Here is a 21,621-nt window from a genome sequence, read left to right on the forward strand (position 1 = left end):
AAATTAACTATACCAAATGTTGAGGTGTTTTTTCATGTTTAAACGTAATGTCAAACTCCTATTTTAAATTCTACAAGCACTTGCATGTTTTAAGCTAACTACGATTTTGTTGGTGCGAAAGTTGAGTAAATAATAATCTCACTTGAAATTATAATTTATCTTGCTTGTTATATTTTTCTTTTGCATCTTTAAGGATTTTATAATTTAGTTGATGTTGTTTTTCGTTATTATTAAGGTAAATTTCTATAGCATAATCAATATCTAACAAATATCCAAGAACGTTACCAAAAGTTGCTTCAAAATCACTGACACTTGCATAAGCTGAAAAATTAAAAGCGTGTTTAACCGTTCCTGGGAATAAGAAGATGTTATAAATTTTCTTATATTGATGCTTTAATGAGAGTCTATAAAAGAGTTGTTTTACAATGTCTCCCCATCCAGGTAAATTGTGTTTATTTTGATTTAAGGTATAGTATTTTGCGTCATAAATAATAAGTTCATCTTTATTCATCTGTACTAAGATATCTGGTATTTGAGAAGTTTCCTTTTTATCCTCAAGATAAATCCAATAGGGTTTAGGTACCATTTTTTGTAACATTGGCATATTCCCCATTACTTTAGCGCAAATTGTCTCCCAAACCCTATCAAAGTATTTGGTAACAAAAATATTATAGTTATTGTTTTCTTCATTCAAACGATTATCGATGTAACTGAGCAAAAACTTTATTATCCGAATATCCCTGTCCATATATGTTTCATTTAGAGCGCGAAGTAAATTGTACCTCATAAACGAGTGTGTAAATGTTTTACTGTAATCTTTGTATTTAAAATTGAATAACCAACCATAGGTATCTGAGATGTTCCATAATATGAAAGAATGTATAAGAGAAATTGTTTCGTTACTTACAATGTTATTTTTAGTTGTTACAAAGTCTAAATAAACCAACTCAGATTTTTTTATATAAGGCGTTTTTGTTTTAAATGTTTTCGGCCAATTAATATTTCCGCGTCCGTTATTTTCAAAAGTTCTTTTTTGCAAAGTGATTAGTCCATTTTGTCTAAAATCATCAATTAATTTTTTAGAAACATCAAATGTAGTCGTGGTTTGTGTATCTCCTAACCAGTAGCTTTCATCTTTCTCTAATATTTTGGTTGATTTGTACTTAAACAGAACATTATATATTTTTTTAGCTAATGTAACCTTTGTATTAATATTATCGGGAATTCTGTATCCTTTTGGTAGAACTACAAAGAAATTTTGATTAGCGTGAATAATACCTGTAACATTAAAGCGAACATAGCTTTGTTCTGTTTTCTGACATAGTCCTTTTTCAAAAAAAACATTAGGAATAGATGCTTCTTTAAATTTTGCTGGTTCATGATCTATAAAAAAATATATATTATTCATTTGAACCATCTTCTTCAGTTTCTTTCAGTAGTCTGTTTTCAAATAAAATACCCTCTAAATCTTTGTTGAAGATTGATTGGTTACCTTTGATAAAGGCATTTGAAACTTCCCCAAATGTATTAAACTGATTGGCGAACAGGGCATATCTTTCATGTCGTACAACATCGTCCCATAAATAAATTAGCAATTTAAAGGCTATCTTTCTATTATTTTTAAGATCAGTTTTTTTTAAAAAGTATGGACCAATTAATTTGTCCTCATTTATACCAATTTTGGACGAGAGAAAATCGTTAATACAAGTTGCAAAATTTTGCCACGTGACCTGATAACCAGCGTAATTTAATACTTCATCTGCATGACTAACCCCTTCAAAAGATATGGGTTTATATTCGAATTCCCACCGTCTTTTGAAAGCAGAATCCATAACAAAAACTCCTTGATCAGCATTGTTCATTGTTGCATATATATTAAAATTAGCAGGTATTTTTACCTTATTTAAATTCAATTTTGTATCTTTATTTAAATAATTCAATATATCTTCATTTTCTATGCTATAAGTGCTTTCACCATACTCGTTTCGATCAAGTAATTGGAATATATCCCCGAAGACAGCAGCAGTGTTTGCTCTGTTTATTTCTTCAATAACTAATGTGAACTGTTTATAGTCAAAAAGGTAGGCGTCCTTAAGAATTTTTAAAAATGGTCCTTCTTTAAATTCATATGTTAGTTCACCATTAACTTTTCCGGGTTTTATACCTCCAATGAAGTCAAAATAAGTGAATTCAGGATGGAATGTAATTCGTTCATGACTTGTGCCTAAGCTATAACTTTTTCCTACACCAGGTGCACCATAGACAATTTTATTGACTCCTCTTTCTTCATAAGGTACATCTCTAACGTTAGGAACTTTATCTACTTCAGTTTGGAGGTCATTACCTGAGTCCAGGCCTTCAACTAAATTAACCTTAAGGCTATGTAATGATACGAGGTTATTGATATAGAAATTCATAAATTCTTTTTGGAATGCGCAGGCTATATTTCCACTACTATCAATTGTTTGGACAAATCCATCTCTCATAGCCTTGGCAATAGCCTTGGTATTAATAAAGCAAGATTTTGACTTACCATGATTTCGATTTGTTTCAGTTTCCCAAGCAGCATAAACTGTTGGACAGCCTTCTCTATTATATTCGCCCAATAACAGTCCTTTTTTGTTTGGATTATTATTGTCAACATTGAATCCATCTTGGTTTACATCTGTTGCAATTTGAATACGCTGTTCATGTTCTCTCTCCCTTCCTCCATTGGATATTTTCCATATATATACATAAAGTTCTATTTCTTTTTCGTGTGCATTGATGATAAAATTAAATGGCTTCGAATTTGTTTTCTCTGAAGTTATTGTCCAGCCATTATAAGTGAGTGCTTCTTTTAACTTTGATATGGTTTCAGACTTTTTGAGACCATGTGGTTGTATTCCATATTCAATAGAACCATCAGGATTTGCTTGATAATAAGTCTCATACATGCAAAATAACCCCCTAAATAGCATACTCTTTTTTAATTATACGATATAATATAATCAGATAAAACTACAGTATTTATTTCGTTAAGAATTCATTATACTTGATAGGGAGCTAATGTTTGGTATACTTATATAGTAGGAATATCAATTAATTATACATGATAAAGGAGATATATATGAAAACTATAAGTCTTTTTTCAGGAGCTGGTGGTTTTGACATAGCAAGTTTTATGGCTGATATTCCGGTGGCTTTTAGTATTGATATAGAAGAAGATTGTGTGGAAACATTAAAATTAAATAAAGATTTCAAAGAAACAAATCTAATATGCGGGAATTTAGCTGATTATACAAGTGATAATATTAAAAAAATGTCTGGAATAGAAGATGATGAGAGTTTTATTATTATTGGCGGTGCCCCATGTCAGCCGTTCTCAAAGAATGGTTATTGGGTAACAAACAATATCCGTAAAGGTATTAATGATCCGCGCGCAAAACTAGTAAATGAATTTCTAAGAGTTGTAACAGAATTATCTCCTGATGGTTTTATTTTTGAGAATGTAGAAAGTCTTCTTCACCCAACTAATAAATCAATTGTTGATGGCTTTATTAATATTATTGAAGAAGAAGGCTATAACTATAAAGTAATTAAAGGAAATGCTTTAAATTATGGAGTAGCACAAAAGCGTAAACGGCTTTTTATAATTGGAACAAAAGGCTCTTTTATTTCAGATGAACCAGAAAAAACACATGGAGACCCTAATAACTTGCTAGATTCATATTTAAAACCTTATGTTACAGCTGGTGAAGTCATCAGTGAATTTGATACGGAAGAACTTTTTGAAGAAGAAGAGGTGATTTCCGGGAAATATCAAGATGAATTAAAAGAGGTTCCACCGGGTATGAATTATAAAGCCCTTACTGAATGGGCTGGTCACCCAAATCCAAAGTTTGTGGCCGATAAACGATTTTGGAATTTCTTGTTAAAATTACATCCTGAAAAACCTTCATGGACAATAACCGCGCAGCCGGGTCCATGGGTCGGTCCATTCCATTGGAAGTCAAGAAGACTCAGGGTTCCTGAAATAGCCGCCTTACAATCTTTTCCTAAAAATTATAGATTTTACGGATCAAGACGTTCCATTCAAAAACAAATTGGAAATGCTGTCCCTCCATTAATGGGTAAAGCAATGATTCAATTTTTGAAGGAAAGCATTGAAGCCAATTTTGCGGGTAATCAATTGGTGAACCAAAGTTGATAGTAAGGGTGGTATAAAAATTGAACGTTTTAAGCATTTACTCAGGCGGAGGAGGAATAGATCTCGGATTTAAAAAAGCAGGTTTTGAGATCTTATATTCAACAGATTATGAAGAAGCCTCTTGTGAAACTTTAAAATTAAATAATGTTGGTAATATAGTTGAATGTAACGATATAAGAAATATAGACTTTTTAGCACTCCTCAACAAGATTGGTGAAAATGAGATTGATTGTTTAGTGGGGGGGCCACCGTGTCCGGCTTACTCTAAGTCTAGGTTTTATCGTAAAGATAAGAAACGAGCATTAGAGGATGAGAATTCTTTTACATTATTTGAATATTTTAGAGCAGTCAAAGAAGTTAATCCAAAAATATTCTTTTTTGAGAATGTTCACGGCTTTATTTATAAGCCGCATAGACCAGCTTTTGATTATTTAGAAAAAAAATCCGAAGAATTAGGATATCATATAACCTATGATACATTTAATACAGCTGAATATGGTGTCCCACAGACCAGGAAACGATTTATTTGTGTTGGTGTTAGAAAGGATATTGGTGAAGCATTTCAATTTCCTTCACCGACACATTATATCCCGGATAAATTTAATCCAATTAAAGATAAAAATAAGAAGCATTGGATTACTTGTGAAGAGGCAATAGGGGATTTAGATTATGATTTACCTGAGGATGAATATATGCAAGCGGGATCAAAGCATAAAGATTTGTTAAAAGAAATTCCTCCTGGTGATAACTATTTATATTTCACTTCTAAACGTGGTTACCCTAACCCGAAATTTAAATGGCGATCTCGTTATTGGTCGTTTTTACTTAAATTATCACCAGACCGTCCATCTTGGACAATACAAGCAAGTTTCTCAAATAACATGGGCCCTTTTCATTGGAAGAATCGATTTCTAAGAATAAATGAGATTAAAAGAATTCAAACGTTTGATGATGACTATAATTTTAGCGGAGATTTCAAGGAGCAATGGAGACAAATAGGTAACGCGGTTCCTCCAGTATTTGTTGAAGCAATAGCCACCGCTATTAAGAATCAATACTTTAAGGATTCTATATAAAAAAATAAAAATGTTCAATTAGAAATGGGTATATAAAAATAGTGGCTGATTGAAAAGTTAACGCGCGTACGGTCGCCATTTTATTGTACAATCAGTAGAATTAGACTCTGACGACCCGGCTTTTTTGGGTGAGAACCAGGTTTTTCTTTGGGAAGGAGACAACTCAGTCTTATGCTTCAAGGGTTGGAAATGGGTTTTTCACTGGACTTCAATAGAATACGAAAAGAGAACGGGTTTTAGTGCACCTTCTGTGGAATAGACATTTTCAAATCCAGGTGCGCGATTTTGTTTGTATATATGTTACTTAAGTTTTTGTGACTAAAAAGTGCATGTTCATGAGGTTTGTAAATAACATAGATAGGTTAACATTGATTATTATTGGTATAATTAATATTTGCAAGATATCCATGTCTTATTAGAATTGTGTGTGAAAAGCAAATTTAATGAGTTGCATTTTTAGTGGAGCATTACAGTTCCTGTAATTAATGGTTCTTTTATAACGAATTAACCTACTTTGCCACAACTACCTGGATTAGTCCGATTTCTGAACTTTTCTAACAACTGACTTTTTAAATCTTTAATTAATTAAAGGAATTTTGATCCTTTTTGTCGAATTAATTACTAAAATACAAAACAGAGGGTTGTTGTGCATTATGGTTAAGCTTATTACAGTTGAAAGAGCCAAGAAAGAAGTCCAGAGGTTGCAACATTTCATAGATCTTGCTGAGTCCTACGAGTCAGATACTCTTAATAAGTGGACTATTAAAGAGTATGCTTATACCAATAGCATTAAAAAGGTAGTAGAAAAAGCTAACACAGAAAGTCTTACTGTTAAAGGAGAGCCACTCAGTAGAGAATATGCTGTAGCAGTCATAAACGGCAAAGCAAATGACGAACTCCATAGGATACTCAGGAGAGGTTATAGATTAAAAATTAAACCAAACAAGAGAAAATACTGAGTAAGATAACTCAAGCGTATTAATATTAATCTATTACAAGAGAGGTTATACAATGTTGAAACAATTGCTATAGATGTTTCTGATGCCGTATTCGAGAATGAAATGCCAGCATTTATGTATAACAAAAGAAGGCCCTAAGAACACTGAATAAAGACTTCAGATAATTCCACTCTTGCCATGTTTTTGAGCCATCGTTGCCATAGAGTGAACCAGTATGCCTAGTTACTGATATAGCAATAATTCCAACACCCTTGACCCTGTTTGTGTCTATGGTATTGTTCTGGTGATGGGCGGGAAAAATTCAGCCTCTAAGGCTCCCATCCGCTCATCCAGCGTACCGTGGACAATCTCTTCTAAGTTCTACTGGCGGAGCCCCAGCCCCTTTAGTGAATACTAAGAAGCGGTACGGCGGTCAAGGGCAAGAAGCTAAAGCTGTGCTTGAATTAGAGTTAAATTATAGTGAGTGGTCGCCTTTGTCATTACTGGCTCATTTTCTTATCGGGGGTGGCTCAGAAAAATGGCAAGGACGGCTCAATTCGATGCCAATATTCATTTGAGAACTTCTTTTGTATATAGCTTAGAATTTTCATTTTTTCACTTGAATTTCTCCCTTTACGATTTTAGGTGAGTATTTTGATGAGATTTCATATTTAATTGTATCTGGAGCAAAATTAAAAACTAATAATGAAGGGAAGAAAACGCTTGTGTTCTGTTTAATATACGGCTGTTTATAACATATAACATCATAACCATCTTCGCGGAAATGCTCATAATAATATATATCTGCGAGGGAATCCAAAAATTGTTTTTTATTATTCGCTATTAGTTCTTCATGTGATTGCCCATAAATTAAACCATAATTTAATCTGTTCTCGAACTCTGGAGTGCTAACCGGGTAATCCTCATATTCTTTGACTGATACCGATTTTTTAGGCTTGTATATTGCATCAAGCATTTGCTCAGAGGACTTTAGTATATCGTTTCCAGGTAAAGGAAGGTCTTCTCTGCCGCATAGTTTCCCTTCTCTTACAAACAGTTTAACATCCACATCCTCATCATAATGTGTACCTGAATTGGAGAGACATAAATTTAAATAATCCTTTTCTTCTAATTCTGTAAAGTATGCCACCCACTGATCATACTCAACTATTTCTTGGTATATTTCTTCAATTAGGTTATGTTTATTTTTCTCTTCGTCCGAACCTACGAAAGAATATGAAGGTTTAGTTCCAAATGGTCCACCGCCCAAAAGGCTTTTTTGCTTACACAAGCTTCCTAAGTTGAAAAAATTAGATTCATCTATTTCTAAGCTGTTCTCAAGGTAAGCGTAAGATAAAACACACGTTTTAATCCTTCGCCGTCGATGCGATAATCTTCTTAGACATTGATTTGGGAGGTTATGCGATGACGCTAAAAGACAAGAGAATAGCATGGAAGTCACGGTATGATGCCTGGAAAGAAAGTGACCAAGGTGTAGCTGAGTGGTGTCGTGACCACGACATAAAACCCCATCAAATGTATTATTGGATTCAACAATTCCAGGGGATTCAGGATGCTCAGAAAGAAGAACCAGGCGGAACCCAGTGGCTCACGGTCCAAATGGACAATGACTTTGTTTCTTCTGAGGGTCAGGTCCCCATCTACATACATTTTGATGCCATTTCTGTTGAAGTTCGGCCGGGTGCTAATGCTGGTCTACTGTCCGACGTTGTACACATTTTACGAAACCAATGCTGACAAATGTCCAGTTCGACAAGGTATATCTGGCACGCGGCAGTACCGACTTGCGTAAATCCATTGACGGCTTGGCCGTCATTGTAAAGGAATGTTTTGAGCTTGATCCCTTTTCTCCTAGCCTATTTGTTTTCTGTAATCGAAAACGTGACAAACTGAAAATCCTTCAGTGGGAACACAATGGTTTTTGGCTTCACTACCGCCGACTCGAAAGAGGCACCTTTCACTGGCCATCCGAAAAAGAAACAGCTCCAATGGGTGTTAGCCAGCGCCAGCTACGTTGGCTGCTTGATGGTCTGCCAATTAATCAGAAACAGGCACACCGAGAAGTAACAGCTCGCACCATTCTATAAAAAAGTGAAATATACAAATAAAAGAATTCGACTAGGCAAGTCGGATTCTTTTTCGTATACTGGGTGTATGAAAAATACAGCGCCTACATCAAAGCCTACAATTGAATATTACCAAGCGCAGAATGAAAAGCTTGAAATGGAGAAGGAAGCCCTGGAAGCCAAACTAAAATGGTATGAGGAACAATTCCGTCTTAGCCAGCAACACAGATTTGGATCTTCCAGTGAACAAGTTAATTCTGATCAACTTTCACTTTTCAATGAGGCCGAAGATACCACGAATTCGACGATTGAGGAACCTGATGTCGAAACGATTACCTATAAACGCAAAAAACAAAGTGGCCAACGTGAACAAAAGCTTGAGAACCTTCCGAAGGAAACGATTGACTATCGTTTATCCGATGAGGAACAGATCTGTTCCTGTTGCGGTGGCACACTACATGATATGAGCACAGAAGTCCGCAAGGAATTAAAAGTCATTCCAGCACAGGTCAAAGTCATGGAACACGTCCAACATGTCTATAGCTGCCGCCATTGCGAACGTCATGAAATTGAGACGCCCATTGTGACAGCAAACATGCCAAAACCTGTTTTCCCAGGCAGCTTGGCATCGCCATCGGCGATGGCCTACACTATGACCCAGAAGTATGTGGAAAGCATGCCTTTATATCGCCAGGAGAAACATCTGGAACGCTTTGGTGTATCGATCCCGCGCCAGACATTAGCGAACTGGATTGTCTATGGTGCGAATACCTGGCTACAGCTCATATACGATGAGATGTATGCCCACCTCCTGGAGCACGATATTCTGCATGCGGATGAAACAACCTTACAGGTTCTTTCAGAACCGGATCGCCCGGCCAAATCGAAGTCCTATATGTGGCTGTACAGAACGGGACGGGATGATACACCGATCGTGCTTTATGACTACCGGCAAACCCGGGCCGGTAAGCATCCGCAACGGTTCCTGACCGGCTTTCAGGGCTATTTACACGTGGATGGCTACTCGGGTTATAACGGTCTTGGCAACGTGACATTGATCGGATGCTGGGCCCATGCCCGTCGGAAATTTTCGGAAGCTTTAACAGCGCTGCCGGAATCCGCCAGCACATCGGCCGTGAAAGCCAAGGAAGGCCTGGCTTTCTGTAATCGTTTATTTGATATAGAACGTGATCTAAAGGACGTCAGTCCTGAAGAACGCTATGAAGCCCGTCTGGAACGCAGTCAGCCTGTTCTAGATGCTTTTTCGGCATGGCTTCGCGAGCAAACGCCGCGCGTCCTGCCCAAAAGTGCGCTGGGACAAGCTATCAAATACTGTCGTAACCAATGGGAGCGCCTCGAGAGGTTTTTACTGGACGGGCGCCTGGAGATCGACAATAATCGAGCCGAGCGTTCGATCAAGCCTTTTGTGTTGGGGCGAAAAAACTGGCTGTTTAGCAACACGGCTAAAGGAGCAGCAGCAAGTGCCATTACTTATAGTGTGATAGAAACGGCAAAGGAAAATGGGTTGAACCCTTTTAACTACCTTAGAGTTCTATTTGAGAAGCTCCCCAATATGGATACAGCAGATGAAGCAAAAATGGCATCTCTCATGCCTTGGTCCCCGACACTTCCAGAAGAATGCCAGATCCCCAATCAATCTAAATAAAGCATACATTAAATCCCCATCTGATTACAGGTGGGGATTATCTTACGCTTACTTCTCAAGTGCAAATTTATTTATTGATTTTTTTTCAAAATCTCCAATATATACCTCTTCTGTTTCAAAAAGTGAAGGAGAAACTTTTGCTTGTTTTAGTTGCTTACTTAATTTACTTGATATTCCTTGGTCAATTATTGAACTTTTTTTTAAGGGGTACTCATTTTCTTCAATTGTCTCATCCTGATAAGAAACTTTGGGAAAGTTTAGGTGTTCTACTTCTTTAATTTTTTTCATAATATTATTTTTCATATTATGCACAAAACCGGTATTAAGAAAGTCAGCCTGTAAAGCGTAGGGTTGCTCTGTTATCTTGCCTTTCTTAACACCATTGATAGAGAGACTGCTTTGAGTGTTAGAGTCTTTATCTTCACCGTTGTTAAAAATATCAACAAAGTGAAGAGACAGATGATTAAGAAATATTTTTTTAAATTGATCTAGGTCTGAATACGTAGCATAGATACTTTTATCGCCATATTTTTTCCTAAAGGTTTGAACTTTTTCATATTGGCTATTGTTAATTGAAGATGGATTAATTTGTCGATCACTAAAATAAAGAAAAACTTGTTTATTGCTATTTATAAGTTCTTCTATCTCTTCCTCAGTACCTGAACCATATTTATCTGTTGGAGTTCCAAATCTTGTCCAAAAAACTGCCACTGCTGCGTCACAATCTCGTACAAACTGATTATTTAATAATTCTTGAGGTTTACCACCTGACTGAGGATATGAATCTTTTGACCAATGTTTTGTAGTTATTGATGCATTATTAGCTGCCCCATACATTCTATTAAAATCTTCAACTGTTTCTTTTATAATATCCAATTCATCACTAACATCTGAGGGACAAGATATTAACAATTCATATTGCGTTACGTTCCTTGCCATAAAATCGCCCTTTCTTTTTTATACTTTAAATAGTGCGTATTTTCATTTTAACTTATTTTTTTTAATGCGACTAATCTCTTACGCGTTAATATTACTATTCCATAATATAAGAGTTTGAGAAAGCAACTTCAAAACCTAATCGAAAGAGTGAAGAAACGGGAATATCCGTTGAGACGATTATTGATGATGCAGCTTATTCAGAGAAGGTTAATATCATATATGCTATAAAAAACGAACTGGACCTGGTTGCAAAGTTAAACCCAAATGTATCACACTGTAGTCGTGATAAAGATGATGCGTTTGAATTCAATGAAGATGTGAGGATGTATTCTTGTCCTGCAGGGCATATGGCTATAAGAAAAGCGCGTATTGAAAAAAGTGACAGAACAAAAATCAAAAACAAACGTACTATTTTGAGGTAGAGAAATGTTAACGTTGCCCTCTGCAAGAAGGATGCTATAAACTTGGTGCTAAATCAGAAACCTATTGGTAAGGTATTAAGTCGGAAGAGCATCAGAAACAAAAGGAATTTTAGGAGAGTTGTAAGCGTCAAGTAAAAATGAACACTTTTTGCTAATTAATTCTGAACACTTTCTGCCTGAAAAATAGACGATCTATATTTCATTCTGTGGCTGTCTTCCTGACTAAATTGAATTACTTCCACACGGTGGAGAATACGATCTAAAATCGCTGCTGTTATGCCAGGGTCTCCTAATAATTGCCCCCACTATTGTCTAGTTTTGTGTTGACAATCCAAACAGCTTCACTTCTCAGGAAGCCAAGATTTATGTGACATTTTTAAATGTCACATAAAAGTAACGAGGAAAAATAAAATCACGAAACAAAACGAATCTATGTTCTGTTTTATGGAGGTTTATTTATACCTGAAGTACTTAATAAATTCGGGTGAAATATCCAGAAAACAAGTCAAGTACGGGCGGCATTATGTAAATAACCATATATAATAAGGAGATAAATTAATGTGGGAAAGAATCGTTTCAAGTATTGTTACTGGGCTTATAGTAGGTCTAGTTATATGGTTTTTTCAGTTAAAAAAAGAAAAAAGGGATTTAAAAAATGATTACGAAAGAGAACTTTCTATATTAAAAGAAAGATTATGCTACATAAATTATGATCAAAATACCCTGTCATTAGATAGTATTCAACAATCGATACCCCAATACATCGAAGAGCTTATCGGAGTATTACAGAACTATCCTCTTGATTTAATTGATAAATACGTAGAACATAATCGCGAGTTAGCAACCTTGTTATTAGAACACAAAATAAATATTTAGAAGTTATAAATAATGCAAAAAGATTAGATATAAAAAAAAATCAATGCATCAGACAATACAATGCAGGAAGAGATGCCATTGCTGCTAACGATTATAAATATAGAATTTACTTTATTGGAAAAGTCTACGAAGCTAATGACGATGAAATTGAACCATGGTTTGATGTGGGAAATATCAGAGAAGATATGAAAAAATTATTTGATGAATTTAATAAAGAGCATAATGATTTAATAAAAAATTATTCAAAAAGTATTGAAAAACTTTATGGAATAATCAAAGAAATAGAAAAATCAGTTTCCAGCTAAAATAATTTAGGGTGATGAATAAATAAAGTTGGTTGTTTAGATAGGAATTTTGCGCATTTTGTCGAAGGCATGATTTTATCTAACTTTTAAATCACAGCCTAATGAAAGAAAAAATGTATGTTTAATTTTATTATTAACTATCTCCAAAACCTGTGGATAAGTATATGTAATATACGGGTAATACACAAAAATAGCTTTAACCCCTTATTTTTCAATGAATAACAGTTCTCAAAACGTTAATAGAAACATTGATATATCAACGTTGGCGACTAATTTGTGGTGCAAATTGGTGCAAATCAACGTTAATATTATAAAGTGTTCAAAAGGTTTAAAGCATCAGCATCTTGCTGGTGCTTTTTTTCTGGCATTAATTCCAAATAATAATTTTGTGTCGTATGAATATCAACATGTCCTAGACGCTTAGAATCGATTTGTCCGTGTTATCATGTTTGAGCAGGTGTGCCTCCCAGGCATTATTTATGCCACACCTGCGATAGTTCCACAACACGGACAAAAGTTAAGTCAATGGTGGCGGGCTACAGGATTTGCACTATCTTAGGCAAGGCGGAGTGCCCCTTTTACAGCGTGGTAAAGCGGTTGGCATTGCCTGGTAAATTGTTTGTCAAACACTGGTACAAAAGATGGCATAGGTGGTAAAAAGTATTGGCAGTAATCAATTCTATCTATATGTCCTAAAAAACCATATTTAAGGGTATTTTTATTCAATGTAGGAGTGTTTTAGCTAAATCAAAAAGACCGAAAGTTGACACTAATGCCTGACCGAAATGGATTGAATTGATCAAAGCCGCTAAAGAGTTGGGCCTTACCATTGATGAGGTGCGACAATTTTTAATGAATGCCGGCGAGACATAATGCCGCGTGCGAGCGGGGACGCGGGACTCGTTTGGGTGTTTCTCTGGTATTTCGGGAGAATAGCAATCTGTTGTCAAAAAAAAAAACGATCCGCAACGGGATAAACCCATTACCGATCGTCATAGCACTACTCTGTGTCAACTTCACTGCCGCAGTCCGAACAGCGATAGATTTGGTCTTCCTGATCATACACCGCAGCAATTTCCCAGCTGCAATTGGCACAGCCTACATCTTCTATGATTCCGCGACAACTTCAAACTATACGGACAATATAATGATCGCGCCCTATTCACTATCAACAATAGCGTTAAGTTTTTCAAGACATTCAACAACAACTTCTTCGGGTGCAGACTCAACAAAACGATAACCCCTTGCTCCCAGATCCAAAGACCTTAGTTGATCGGTCTTGATTTTCCCCGTGGTTTTCATCCCTTCAGGAAGGTCCACGTTGAAAACCCAATCGCTTGATGTGTTGGAGATGGAGCAGCCGATGACGAGCGTTGAAACATTGTTATAATGTTTATTCGATAAAATAATAAATGGCCGATGCCCTGCCTGTTCATGCCCTTTAGTCGGATTCACATTGACCATAATGATATCTCCTTGTTTTAACATCTAAAGTTCCTCATCTCCAACCGGATCAAATTCGTCAAATTCAGGCTGCACTTGATTTTTTGCAATAGCGGCCAGTTCCCTGATGTCATATTTCTTTCGTTCTTCGTCCACTGGCTCAACGATCAATTTACGATGTTGGTAATCGACAGTGACGTCCAACACGGTGTTTGTATCGATTCCCAAACCCTCTTTCCATGCAGAACGAAATGTTAAAGCGTCGCTATTTCCATGTTTTTTTAAGGTAGTTCGCACAGTTTTTTCCCCTCCTTGAGATTTTTTATCTTTTGAGTTCATTATACCATCACCTTTTCATTTTGTATATACGTTTGTTAACACTTTAATATAACTTTTGTATATACGTTATGAAAAGTGTTTCCAAAAGGTGATGCGACTATACAAAAAACCGCACCGTTCATTTCGGTACGTTTTTACTGACATGAAAGTTGGAATTAAGAAAGGCCACATGCGTTATGTTTAACGACTGGACAGTCAAAAGTTTTAAACATTAAGACACCATCCGATCATCATCGGAATCAAGCATTTCTTGCGGGTTTTTCCGTTTGTTTTGAATTATTTGGGTTACGGTCAAACGCGGGTTGCGAGCAAACATGAGAAAAATAAACCGGCGTAAATAAGCCATGACTGTAGCCTCCGAGACAATACACTTGGATGGCGTTCGCAAATAACTGATTCCAGTGGTTCAACTGTTTTAAGGCGGGAACGGATAGGAAATAACGATCAAGAAGCAGGAGAGCATCCTCCTTCAATCCTTTTGTCGCTTTAAAGCCTTGATCAATTACTTGAATAACATGGGATCCACATCGATCGGATGAATGGCTCCAGTCAAAAATGGCTTTGACGCCGCTGTCGGCGGAATCATTGGGGGGGTGTAGGATTTTTGACAAAAAAAACACCGTATGCGTTACTTATTTTACTTACAGGATTAATCTTACAGTTGTTTGTAAACGGTGCAGGTAGCTGGGGTGATATTGTTGGTATTACACAGAATATTACTTTCTGTTTAATGATAGTAAGTATTGTTGTCTATTTAACGGTCTCAAGAGGAAAAAAAGCGCAATAGTAGAAAATCAATATCCCTACCGTTCTTTTGTATGTCCAATAATAAGGTCTTACGGGATGCTTTTGATTGAACCTTTTTCATTGATTAAAAAACCTGTGGATAAGCATGTGGTGGAGGCAGCGTGTATTAAGGGGGGGACTGGTATCAAGCGGCAGCATATTGTGAAAACGGAGACCCAGAAGGCTACATCCTTTATAATGTGAAAGAAGGCAGACTCTCTGTTCACGAACTTGGCTTTACCACGCTTCGTGCAAAGCAATTACTCCTGCAATTTATCGCCAATCATGATTCAATGGCGGAAACAGTCGATATGACTGTACCCGAAAATGACAATCTTCCGCTCTTTGTCGATGAACCGCGATTTGAACAGGAAATCAATCCCTATTTTATGGCACGGATTGTCAATGTCCCGGCATTTTTAAAAGCATACCCGTTTGCGGATGAAATGGCTGAATCAGTGACATTACACGTTGAGGATGCATTTTTGCCGGAAAACAGCGGCACTTATCAGCTATCACAAATCGGGTCTGATACAAAGGTGACATCTATGCAACCAACCGTCGAGCAAACGAGTAGCATTGATTGCAGCATCCAGCAGCTTACGACCATGCTGATGGGTTATAAACGTCCGGCTGAGTTGTATGCCGCCGGTCTTATTCGGGGAGAGTCAGAGCAGATTGAACGGCTGGAAAGAGTCATCCCACGGCGGCAAACATTTTCCCCTGACTTTTTTTAAATTTCTGGGAGATAGGACCTATTATGACAAAAAATATGGAAATGAGTGTCATATTTTTATAGATTACGTTAAAATGGATAGAAGAAATGAATATTTACTAAAGGATGTCGGCCATGCTCTTTCGTGTCAATCTGATGAAATTCTTCTTTCCCATCGATGATCATTTATTCCGGCTCAAAAAAGCAGAAGCCCTGAAAAATTTGTGGAAAATCTGCGGCCTACTGATTTTTTGCAGTGTGGTTATATATGCTTGGACGGCACTTCTCGGTATCGGATCCGGTACTATTTCTGCCGAGGCGATATCGCTGACACCATTCCAGTATGAGGCGGCCAAAGTCTGGTTTGTGCTTGGTCGGATGGCGTTTGCTGTTCTGTTTGCCTTATTGGTTTTATTTATCCCTTCATTGGTTTTTTATGCATTTACGGATATTCCTTATAAGAAACTTATCGTTTTGCAGGAAGTTGTCCTGTTTGTCATGCTGATTGAACGGGTTTTATGGATACCGCTTGCCGTCTATGGCGGAATGGACTGGTTTGTGTCACCATGGTCGTTTGGCATAATAGCTTCCTATTTAACGGAAGTGTCATGGGCCTTGTTCTTTTTCGGGGCCATATCACTCTTTCAGCTATGGATCATCTGGTTTCAGGTGAAATGTTTAAGCTATCTGTCAGCGGTCAGGAAACGCTGGATTTGGCTGAGTGTGATTGGATTACATATATTCTACTGGGTGCTTGTTGCCGTATTAACCTTTCTGGATAGTCATTTGATAAGCGGGTGGTTTGCATGAGTCGCAGGAGAAAAATGATTTTCATGGCTGTCGTTTTGTTTATTGCTATTAATAGTCTCCTTGTTTATATGGATGATGAAGATCGCGTCCCGAGGGTATCCTATATTGAAGATTGGTCAGAAACAGTCGAAAGGGATATGTATGAATCCATCGATACGGCGGGGGTTTTGGCAACTGCTGAGGAAAAACATGTCTACTTTGATCAGAATAAGGGAAGTTTTCAGGAATTTCACGTTGAAGAAGGTGCGAGCGTGAACACGGGTGATCAATTGTTCACCTACCAGGTTCATGACTACTACGAAACAATGGCTGATCTGGAAGGTGAGCAGCAACAACTGACCAGTGATATTCAAACAATTGAAGCAGCACTTGCATCCATTTCTTCTTATCAGGTTCCGGAGACGGATATGACAACTGAACTTGAAGGTGAGAACGGCACCCTTGATATGACAAGTAAGTCAGTCGATGCCAACTATATGAAAGAACAATATATGACCGAAAAAGAGACAGAACTCGCGCAGAAGGAAGCCAAACTGCAGCGTGTTCAGTCTCAAATATCCGATTTGGAAACGACCGGTGAAACGGTCACCGTGGAAAGCCCGTACCAGGGGGAAGTGACCGCTGTGTCGGATTCGCTTGATAACCCAGTTGTGACGATCCGGGATTCAAAGCTGCAGGTAGAAGGTGAATTAACGGAATCAGAGCGGATGGATGTCAGACCGGATATGCCTGTTAAGGTGGATATCAAGGAAAATCAAACCGTCCTGGAGGGCACCTTGAGCGACATAAGTGATTCACCTGGAACAGCCAGTCTTCACGGCACGAGTCTGTACCCATTTGCCGCAGAGTTTGAAGAGGAAACGGAAGCCTCAGAAGCAGAACAGTCCGGACGCACGGAAGGTCCTGCCGAAGAAGAGGGCTCTGATGAACAGACAGAAGAGGGCCTTACAATCACGCCCGACGAATCATCTGAAACAGAGGAATCGGAGTCGGAGCCGTCACAGCAGGATGAGACCACCGCTGAATCCGAAAAGGCAGACGCGGCATTACTGCCTGGCTACCATGCTGATTTGACAATCATCACCAATGAATCCCCTAAGGCAGCGGTCGTCAACGAAGATAATCTGTTCAACAACCATTTATGGAAAATGACAAGTGAAGGTTTGCTTCTTAAGCAGCCTGTTGAGGCAGGCATTCACATGGATGATTTAGTTGAGATCACTGAGGGTGCGAATCCTGGTGAGTGGGTGGCCCATTCGGATGAAGATCAATTTCGTGACGGTGCTGCGTTTATGACACCACTCGAACTGAGTGACATAGAATGGAAAGATCCGGGGAAATATGATAATGTAAACTGGAATCGATATTTTATAATAGGATTATTGTCCAGGTAAACAGGGAAAACATGAACGATGGATGCAATAAAGGCTGTTTTCCAAAAACTTCTGCTGTTGAACAAGACGGAAAAGCGGTTAAGAAGCACTGAGCATCCCGAATACACGTAGACTCCTGCGGGAACAGTGACCAAAGTGAGACCCCGCAGTGAGGTACGAACGAGGAGGCTCACGGGTCGCCCGCGGAAAGCGGAGTGTATTCGGGATGCGGGTGAAATAATAGAAGCCAATATAAAGAGCTTCAGCCAAAAATGACTCCCGTAGAAGGAGGGCAATGTTATGGATTTTGTCTATATAGGTGTTTTCATCTTTGCTTTGGCATTTGCACTTGTCGTCATCTATGCTTCGCTGGCATTGAAGCGTGCAGCTAACACAATGGAAAGTCTTAGTGAAACGCTGGATGAAGTGGAGAAAAAAATGCATACTATCACGCCGGAGCTGCGCACAACGGTCAAGGAGACAGGTAAAACAGTCGACGATCTGCAGGACAAGATCAATGCGGTGGACAACCTGTTTGTGACACTTGAAAATTTAGGCGCCTCCGTTAACAAGGGAAGCCAATATTTGAACGAGCAAACAGAGAACGCGTCAACCTACACATCTCCTAAGAACAGGTTCAGGGCTATGGAAACACTCAAATGGGCTGACGTTGTGTACAAACTGTATAAAAAAGTGAAGTGACATATGAACACCTGAAGGTAGCAAAAATGGTGAATACTATCGCATGAATACGATGAGGAGGGATAGGATGAGTTTGACTGGAATTGGTGTTGTATTGATAGGAATCGCATTTATGGTTATGGCTATTTATATGGCTTGGACATTAAATAATCTGGCTAACGTGCTCCGCGGAATTGAAAAGACGGTCGAAGAGATGCCGCAGCAGCTGGATGATATTTTTCGAGAAACAGGTGAAATGCTGAATCATACAAACGTGACGATTTCAGAAGTGAATGACAAGCTGCATACATTAAGTCCGTTGTTTTATATGGTCCATGATGTCGGTGAAATGTCCAGAAAACTGACGACCCCACTGGCTAGGTTCAGTATGAAAAAACGTGGTAAAAAAGAAAAGAGTGAAGAATAAATCCCCTTGCGTCAGGGGATTTATTTTTTGCTATGATTTTTTTGCTGATAGATTCCGTACCCCAATGCCATAGCACCATAAATCCCCTCGAGGTGATAGCGCTCCATCATGGGGTTGTTGGTCTTTCGCTTCATGTTCTCGTTGATCGTTCCCATCACACTGAAAAGCTGTTGCAGTGACGTGCCGATATTGCCAATAATCCGGAAAATCGGGGTCAGTTTACTAAGTTGTTCGTTCAGCTGCTTGATAGCGCTATTTGCTGAACTTAAGGTTCCTTTTAAGTCTGCTGTAACTTCAGCCACCTGATTCGGGAGATCATTCGTGGTATTTTGTAGTCCCGCAAGTATTACCGTCAGGTTTCTGAGCGGTTTGATCAGCAAAAAAACCCCTCCGAGCAATGCAAGGCCGATAATAATTACGCCGAGTCCTGCCCAATCCATAGTACATTCTCCTTCCGATTTTTAATATCTTTCATATACCTTCTTTCATCTTATCATAAACGGTAAACCTGTCCCATACAATAGAAAAAGCATCGTAATAAGGGGCGAGGGGTATGCAACGGTTTATAAAGTTTTTCATGTGGGGAGCGGGTTTTATTGTTTTAGCCTTGCTTGTGCAATTCCCGATTCAAAAGGCTGACTCGACATGGCAAACATGGTCATTGCCGCTGTCAGGGAAAACGATTGTCATCGATCCCGGACATGGTGGGCCTGATGGCGGGGCTGTCGGAAAGGACGAGACATTGGAAAAAGATATTGCTCTGGAAGTTGCCAGAAAGGCGCGTGACTTTCTGCAGCAGTCAGGTGCACTTGTTTATCTAACCCGCGAAGATGATACGGATCTGGCAGCAGAGGATACGAAGGGGCTGTCACGAAGGAAAGCGGAGGACATTCGTGAACGCTTAAAGTTTATTCATGATCAAGAGGCTGATTTCTTTATTACCCTCCACTTAAACGCGTTGTCATCTGAACAATGGCACGGGGCTCAAACGTTTTACCATCCAAAGGAGGATAAGAGTAAGCATCTGGCGACCATGATTCAGGAAGAAGTCATTCGAAATCTGGACAATACAACACGTAAGCCGCTCGCACTCAACAATGTCTATTTGCTGAAACATGCAGAAGTTCCTGGTGCACTTGTTGAAATCGGATTTCTATCAAATGCGCATGAACGGGAGCATCTGAAAAAGGATTCGTACCAGCGAAAAATGGCCGGCAGCATCTATGAAGGAATCCTTCGTTATGTGACCGAAGAGCCTGAAGAAGCGGAATAACTATCCCTTTCCATGATTCAAATCACTTAGCATTCAGGTGATTTGTGTTATACTGGCGTTGTATATCATGATTGAAAGGGATGGTGACCAGCCGTGTTATCAAAAGAGGAAGTAACAGAACTGCTGAAACCTGTTAATGATCCATTTTTACATAAAACGCTGGAAGAAACAGACGGTATTAAGAGTATTTCAATCAAAGAAGAAAAGAAACATGTCAGTGTTAAAGTCGCGATTGCCAAAACCAATACGGCAGAACAAATGGATCTGCAGCAGGAAATCGTTGCTATTTTGAAGAAGAATGGTGCTTCAACGGTCGGAATTCGTTTTGAACAATTGCCTGATGAGATCATTCAGAAGTATCAGCCGGCTGCTGAGGCAGAACAGGAAAAATCACTGCTGGGCGTCAGCAAACAGCCGAACTTCATTGCTGTTGCCAGCGGAAAAGGTGGTGTTGGCAAGTCAACGGTAACCGTTAACCTGGCCATGTCGCTGATGCGTTTAGGCAAAAAAGTCGGCATTATTGACGCAGACATATACGGATTCAGTGTTCCGGATATGATGGGTATTGAGAACAGACCGCAAGTCCGCGGTGAAAAAATCATCCCAGTCGAACGTTTCGGTGTACAAGTCATCTCGATGGGCTTCTTTGTCGAGGACAACTCACCGATCATCTGGAGAGGACCAATGCTCGGCAAAATGCTGAACAGTTTTTTCAAGGAAGTGGAATGGGGCGACTTGGACTATTTGCTGCTTGACTTGCCACCAGGAACAGGAGATATTGCCATGGATGTCCATGAGTTGATCCCATCGGCCAAAGAAGTGATTGTGACGACGCCGCATCCATCGGCCGCATTCGTTGCCGCACGCGCCGGACAAATGGCCGTTAAAACGGAACATGAAATTCTCGGTGTAATAGAAAATATGGCATATTTTGAAAGCAAAAAAACCGGCGAAAAAGAGTTTGTGTTCGGCAAAGGCGGCGGTCAGAAGCTTGCTGATGTATTGCAGACAAAAGTTCTGGGAGAGCTGCCTTTACAGCAGCCTTATGAAGAGGAGGATGAATTCGCACCTTCCGTATACCAGGAAGATCATCCGCTCGGAAAAGAGTACCATAAAATGGCAGCGAAGATTGTTGCGAAAGTGGAAGAGTAAAGGCGGGATGGCACGATCAACCAGTGCTGTTGCCTGTCGCAAACTTTGATATAAAAGGCGTAAATGGCTATCAGATTATAAGTTAATTTGGTAGTCATTTTTCATTAATTATAGGAGGGAGCGT

25 protein-coding genes and 2 pseudogenes are annotated in these 21,621 nt (G+C 38.7%); 18 read left to right on the plus strand and 9 right to left on the minus strand.

Annotated elements, in window-relative coordinates; genetic code table 11:
* Positions 1–148: 148 nt before the first annotated feature.
* Both E4U82_RS16055 and E4U82_RS16060 read right to left on the minus strand, forming a co-directional pair.
* Positions 149–1,408 carry an LlaJI family restriction endonuclease gene (locus tag E4U82_RS16055; RefSeq protein ID WP_167751456.1) on the minus strand — a complete coding sequence of 420 codons (1,260 nt, stop codon included), beginning with the start codon at positions 1,406–1,408 and terminating at the stop codon, positions 149–151.
* Positions 1,401–2,936 (minus strand): AAA family ATPase, encoded by a 1,536-nt coding sequence (locus E4U82_RS16060; RefSeq protein WP_167751457.1) that lies wholly within the window; start codon positions 2,934–2,936, stop codon positions 1,401–1,403. Before E4U82_RS16060 ends, E4U82_RS16055 begins: the two co-directional genes overlap by 8 nt.
* A 173-nt stretch (positions 2,937–3,109) precedes the next feature.
* On the opposite strand from E4U82_RS16060, the gene E4U82_RS16065 reads away from it, so the two are divergent.
* The 3 genes from E4U82_RS16065 (at position 3,110) to E4U82_RS16075 (ending at position 6,224) form a co-directional block, all read left to right on the plus strand.
* A complete protein-coding gene (locus E4U82_RS16065) occupies positions 3,110–4,189 on the plus strand; it encodes a DNA cytosine methyltransferase (protein ID WP_245183614.1) in 1,080 nt (359 codons plus the stop codon).
* 20 nt (positions 4,190–4,209) lie between these two features.
* The gene (locus E4U82_RS16070; protein ID WP_135111204.1) at positions 4,210–5,265 is read left to right on the plus strand and encodes a DNA cytosine methyltransferase; all 1,056 of its coding nucleotides are present in this window, start codon (positions 4,210–4,212) and stop codon (positions 5,263–5,265) included.
* Positions 5,266–5,918: 653 nt separating this feature from the next.
* Positions 5,919–6,224 (plus strand): hypothetical protein, encoded by a 306-nt coding sequence (locus tag E4U82_RS16075; protein WP_135111205.1) that lies wholly within the window; start codon positions 5,919–5,921, stop codon positions 6,222–6,224.
* A 586-nt stretch (positions 6,225–6,810) separates the two neighbouring features.
* On the opposite strand, the gene E4U82_RS16080 is transcribed toward E4U82_RS16075, so the two are convergent.
* Positions 6,811–7,494: a hypothetical protein gene (locus E4U82_RS16080; protein WP_135111206.1), complete on the minus strand. Its 684-nt coding sequence runs from the start codon at positions 7,492–7,494 to the stop codon at positions 6,811–6,813.
* A gap of 134 nt (positions 7,495–7,628) precedes the next feature.
* Between E4U82_RS16080 and tnpA the strand changes: the two genes are divergently transcribed.
* The 3 genes from tnpA (at position 7,629) to tnpC (ending at position 9,956) form a co-directional block, all read left to right on the plus strand.
* Positions 7,629–7,961: an IS66 family insertion sequence element accessory protein TnpA gene (gene tnpA / locus E4U82_RS16085; protein ID WP_135111207.1), complete on the plus strand. Its 333-nt coding sequence runs from the start codon at positions 7,629–7,631 to the stop codon at positions 7,959–7,961.
* Positions 7,955–8,311, plus strand: coding sequence for an IS66 family insertion sequence element accessory protein TnpB (tnpB, locus tag E4U82_RS16090; protein WP_135111208.1), 357 nt, complete (start codon positions 7,955–7,957; stop codon positions 8,309–8,311). The genes tnpA and tnpB overlap by 7 nt, the downstream gene beginning before the upstream one ends.
* A 67-nt stretch (positions 8,312–8,378) precedes the next feature.
* Complete coding sequence (gene tnpC, locus E4U82_RS16095) at positions 8,379–9,956, plus strand: IS66 family transposase (RefSeq protein WP_135111209.1); 1,578 nt, start codon at positions 8,379–8,381, stop codon at positions 9,954–9,956.
* Positions 9,957–10,004: 48 nt separating this feature from the next.
* Here tnpC and E4U82_RS20170 read toward each other — a convergent pair whose 3' ends face one another.
* Positions 10,005–10,895: a hypothetical protein gene (locus E4U82_RS20170; protein WP_209300592.1), complete on the minus strand. Its 891-nt coding sequence runs from the start codon at positions 10,893–10,895 to the stop codon at positions 10,005–10,007.
* A gap of 305 nt (positions 10,896–11,200) precedes the next feature.
* Between E4U82_RS20170 and E4U82_RS20670 the strand changes: the two are divergent.
* Positions 11,201–11,385, plus strand: a pseudogene (locus E4U82_RS20670) (IS5/IS1182 family transposase); the annotation flags it as partial.
* 87 nt (positions 11,386–11,472) lie between these two features.
* Here E4U82_RS20670 and E4U82_RS20355 read toward each other — a convergent pair.
* Positions 11,473–11,622: pseudogene (locus E4U82_RS20355) on the minus strand (ATP-binding protein); the annotation flags it as partial.
* A 253-nt stretch (positions 11,623–11,875) separates the two neighbouring features.
* Between E4U82_RS20355 and E4U82_RS16110 the strand changes: the two are divergent.
* The 3 genes from E4U82_RS16110 to sinI all read left to right on the plus strand — a co-directional run bounded on the left by E4U82_RS16110 (position 11,876) and on the right by sinI (position 13,371).
* Positions 11,876–12,193: a hypothetical protein gene (locus E4U82_RS16110; protein ID WP_135111210.1), complete on the plus strand. Its 318-nt coding sequence runs from the start codon at positions 11,876–11,878 to the stop codon at positions 12,191–12,193.
* A 164-nt stretch (positions 12,194–12,357) separates the two neighbouring features.
* Positions 12,358–12,498 carry a hypothetical protein gene (locus tag E4U82_RS20020; protein WP_167751459.1) on the plus strand — a complete coding sequence of 47 codons (141 nt, stop codon included), beginning with the start codon at positions 12,358–12,360 and terminating at the stop codon, positions 12,496–12,498.
* Positions 12,499–13,287: 789 nt separating this feature from the next.
* On the plus strand, positions 13,288–13,371 hold the full coding sequence (gene sinI / locus E4U82_RS16120; protein ID WP_135111230.1) for a DNA-binding anti-repressor SinI: 84 nt from the start codon (positions 13,288–13,290) through the stop codon (positions 13,369–13,371).
* 285 nt (positions 13,372–13,656) lie between these two features.
* On the opposite strand, the gene E4U82_RS16125 is transcribed toward sinI, so the two are convergent.
* The 3 genes from E4U82_RS16125 to E4U82_RS20490 form a co-directional block, all read right to left on the minus strand.
* Positions 13,657–13,986: a type II toxin-antitoxin system PemK/MazF family toxin gene (locus E4U82_RS16125; RefSeq protein WP_135111211.1), complete on the minus strand. Its 330-nt coding sequence runs from the start codon at positions 13,984–13,986 to the stop codon at positions 13,657–13,659.
* On the minus strand, positions 13,987–14,238 hold the full coding sequence (locus E4U82_RS16130; protein ID WP_135111212.1) for an AbrB/MazE/SpoVT family DNA-binding domain-containing protein: 252 nt from the start codon (positions 14,236–14,238) through the stop codon (positions 13,987–13,989).
* A 253-nt stretch (positions 14,239–14,491) separates the two neighbouring features.
* The gene (locus E4U82_RS20490; RefSeq protein WP_280689435.1) at positions 14,492–14,626 is read right to left on the minus strand and encodes a hypothetical protein; all 135 of its coding nucleotides are present in this window, start codon (positions 14,624–14,626) and stop codon (positions 14,492–14,494) included.
* Positions 14,627–14,884: 258 nt separating this feature from the next.
* On the opposite strand from E4U82_RS20490, the gene E4U82_RS16135 reads away from it, so the two are divergent.
* The 6 genes from E4U82_RS16135 (at position 14,885) to E4U82_RS16160 (ending at position 19,072) form a co-directional block, all read left to right on the plus strand.
* Complete coding sequence (locus E4U82_RS16135; protein ID WP_209300593.1) at positions 14,885–15,067, plus strand: hypothetical protein; 183 nt, start codon at positions 14,885–14,887, stop codon at positions 15,065–15,067.
* A gap of 199 nt (positions 15,068–15,266) precedes the next feature.
* On the plus strand, positions 15,267–15,803 hold the full coding sequence (locus E4U82_RS16140; protein ID WP_245183615.1) for a GNAT family N-acetyltransferase: 537 nt from the start codon (positions 15,267–15,269) through the stop codon (positions 15,801–15,803).
* A 113-nt stretch (positions 15,804–15,916) separates the two neighbouring features.
* On the plus strand, positions 15,917–16,591 hold the full coding sequence (locus E4U82_RS16145) for a hypothetical protein (protein WP_135111214.1): 675 nt from the start codon (positions 15,917–15,919) through the stop codon (positions 16,589–16,591).
* Positions 16,588–17,985, plus strand: a complete 1,398-nt coding sequence (locus tag E4U82_RS16150) for an efflux RND transporter periplasmic adaptor subunit (RefSeq protein WP_135111215.1) — start codon at positions 16,588–16,590, stop codon at positions 17,983–17,985. Before E4U82_RS16145 ends, E4U82_RS16150 begins: the two co-directional genes overlap by 4 nt.
* Before the next feature lie 279 nt (positions 17,986–18,264).
* Positions 18,265–18,666 (plus strand): DUF948 domain-containing protein, encoded by a 402-nt coding sequence (locus E4U82_RS16155; protein WP_135111216.1) that lies wholly within the window; start codon positions 18,265–18,267, stop codon positions 18,664–18,666.
* A 67-nt stretch (positions 18,667–18,733) separates the two neighbouring features.
* A complete protein-coding gene (locus E4U82_RS16160; RefSeq protein ID WP_167751460.1) occupies positions 18,734–19,072 on the plus strand; it encodes a DUF948 domain-containing protein in 339 nt (112 codons plus the stop codon).
* A 20-nt stretch (positions 19,073–19,092) separates the two neighbouring features.
* On the opposite strand, the gene E4U82_RS16165 is transcribed toward E4U82_RS16160, so the two are convergent.
* Complete coding sequence (locus E4U82_RS16165; RefSeq protein ID WP_135111218.1) at positions 19,093–19,512, minus strand: DUF948 domain-containing protein; 420 nt, start codon at positions 19,510–19,512, stop codon at positions 19,093–19,095.
* A 113-nt stretch (positions 19,513–19,625) separates the two neighbouring features.
* On the opposite strand from E4U82_RS16165, the gene cwlD reads away from it, so the two are divergent.
* The gene (gene cwlD, locus E4U82_RS16170) at positions 19,626–20,345 is read left to right on the plus strand and encodes an N-acetylmuramoyl-L-alanine amidase CwlD (protein ID WP_135111219.1); all 720 of its coding nucleotides are present in this window, start codon (positions 19,626–19,628) and stop codon (positions 20,343–20,345) included.
* Positions 20,346–20,438: 93 nt separating this feature from the next.
* Entirely contained in the window at positions 20,439–21,497 is a 1,059-nt protein-coding gene (locus tag E4U82_RS16175; RefSeq protein WP_135111220.1) for an Mrp/NBP35 family ATP-binding protein, read from the plus strand.
* Positions 21,498–21,621 lie beyond the last annotated feature (124 nt).

The sequence above is a fragment of the Lentibacillus salicampi genome, assembly GCF_004565465.1.
Lineage (GTDB): Bacteria > Bacillota > Bacilli > Bacillales > Amphibacillaceae > Lentibacillus > Lentibacillus salicampi.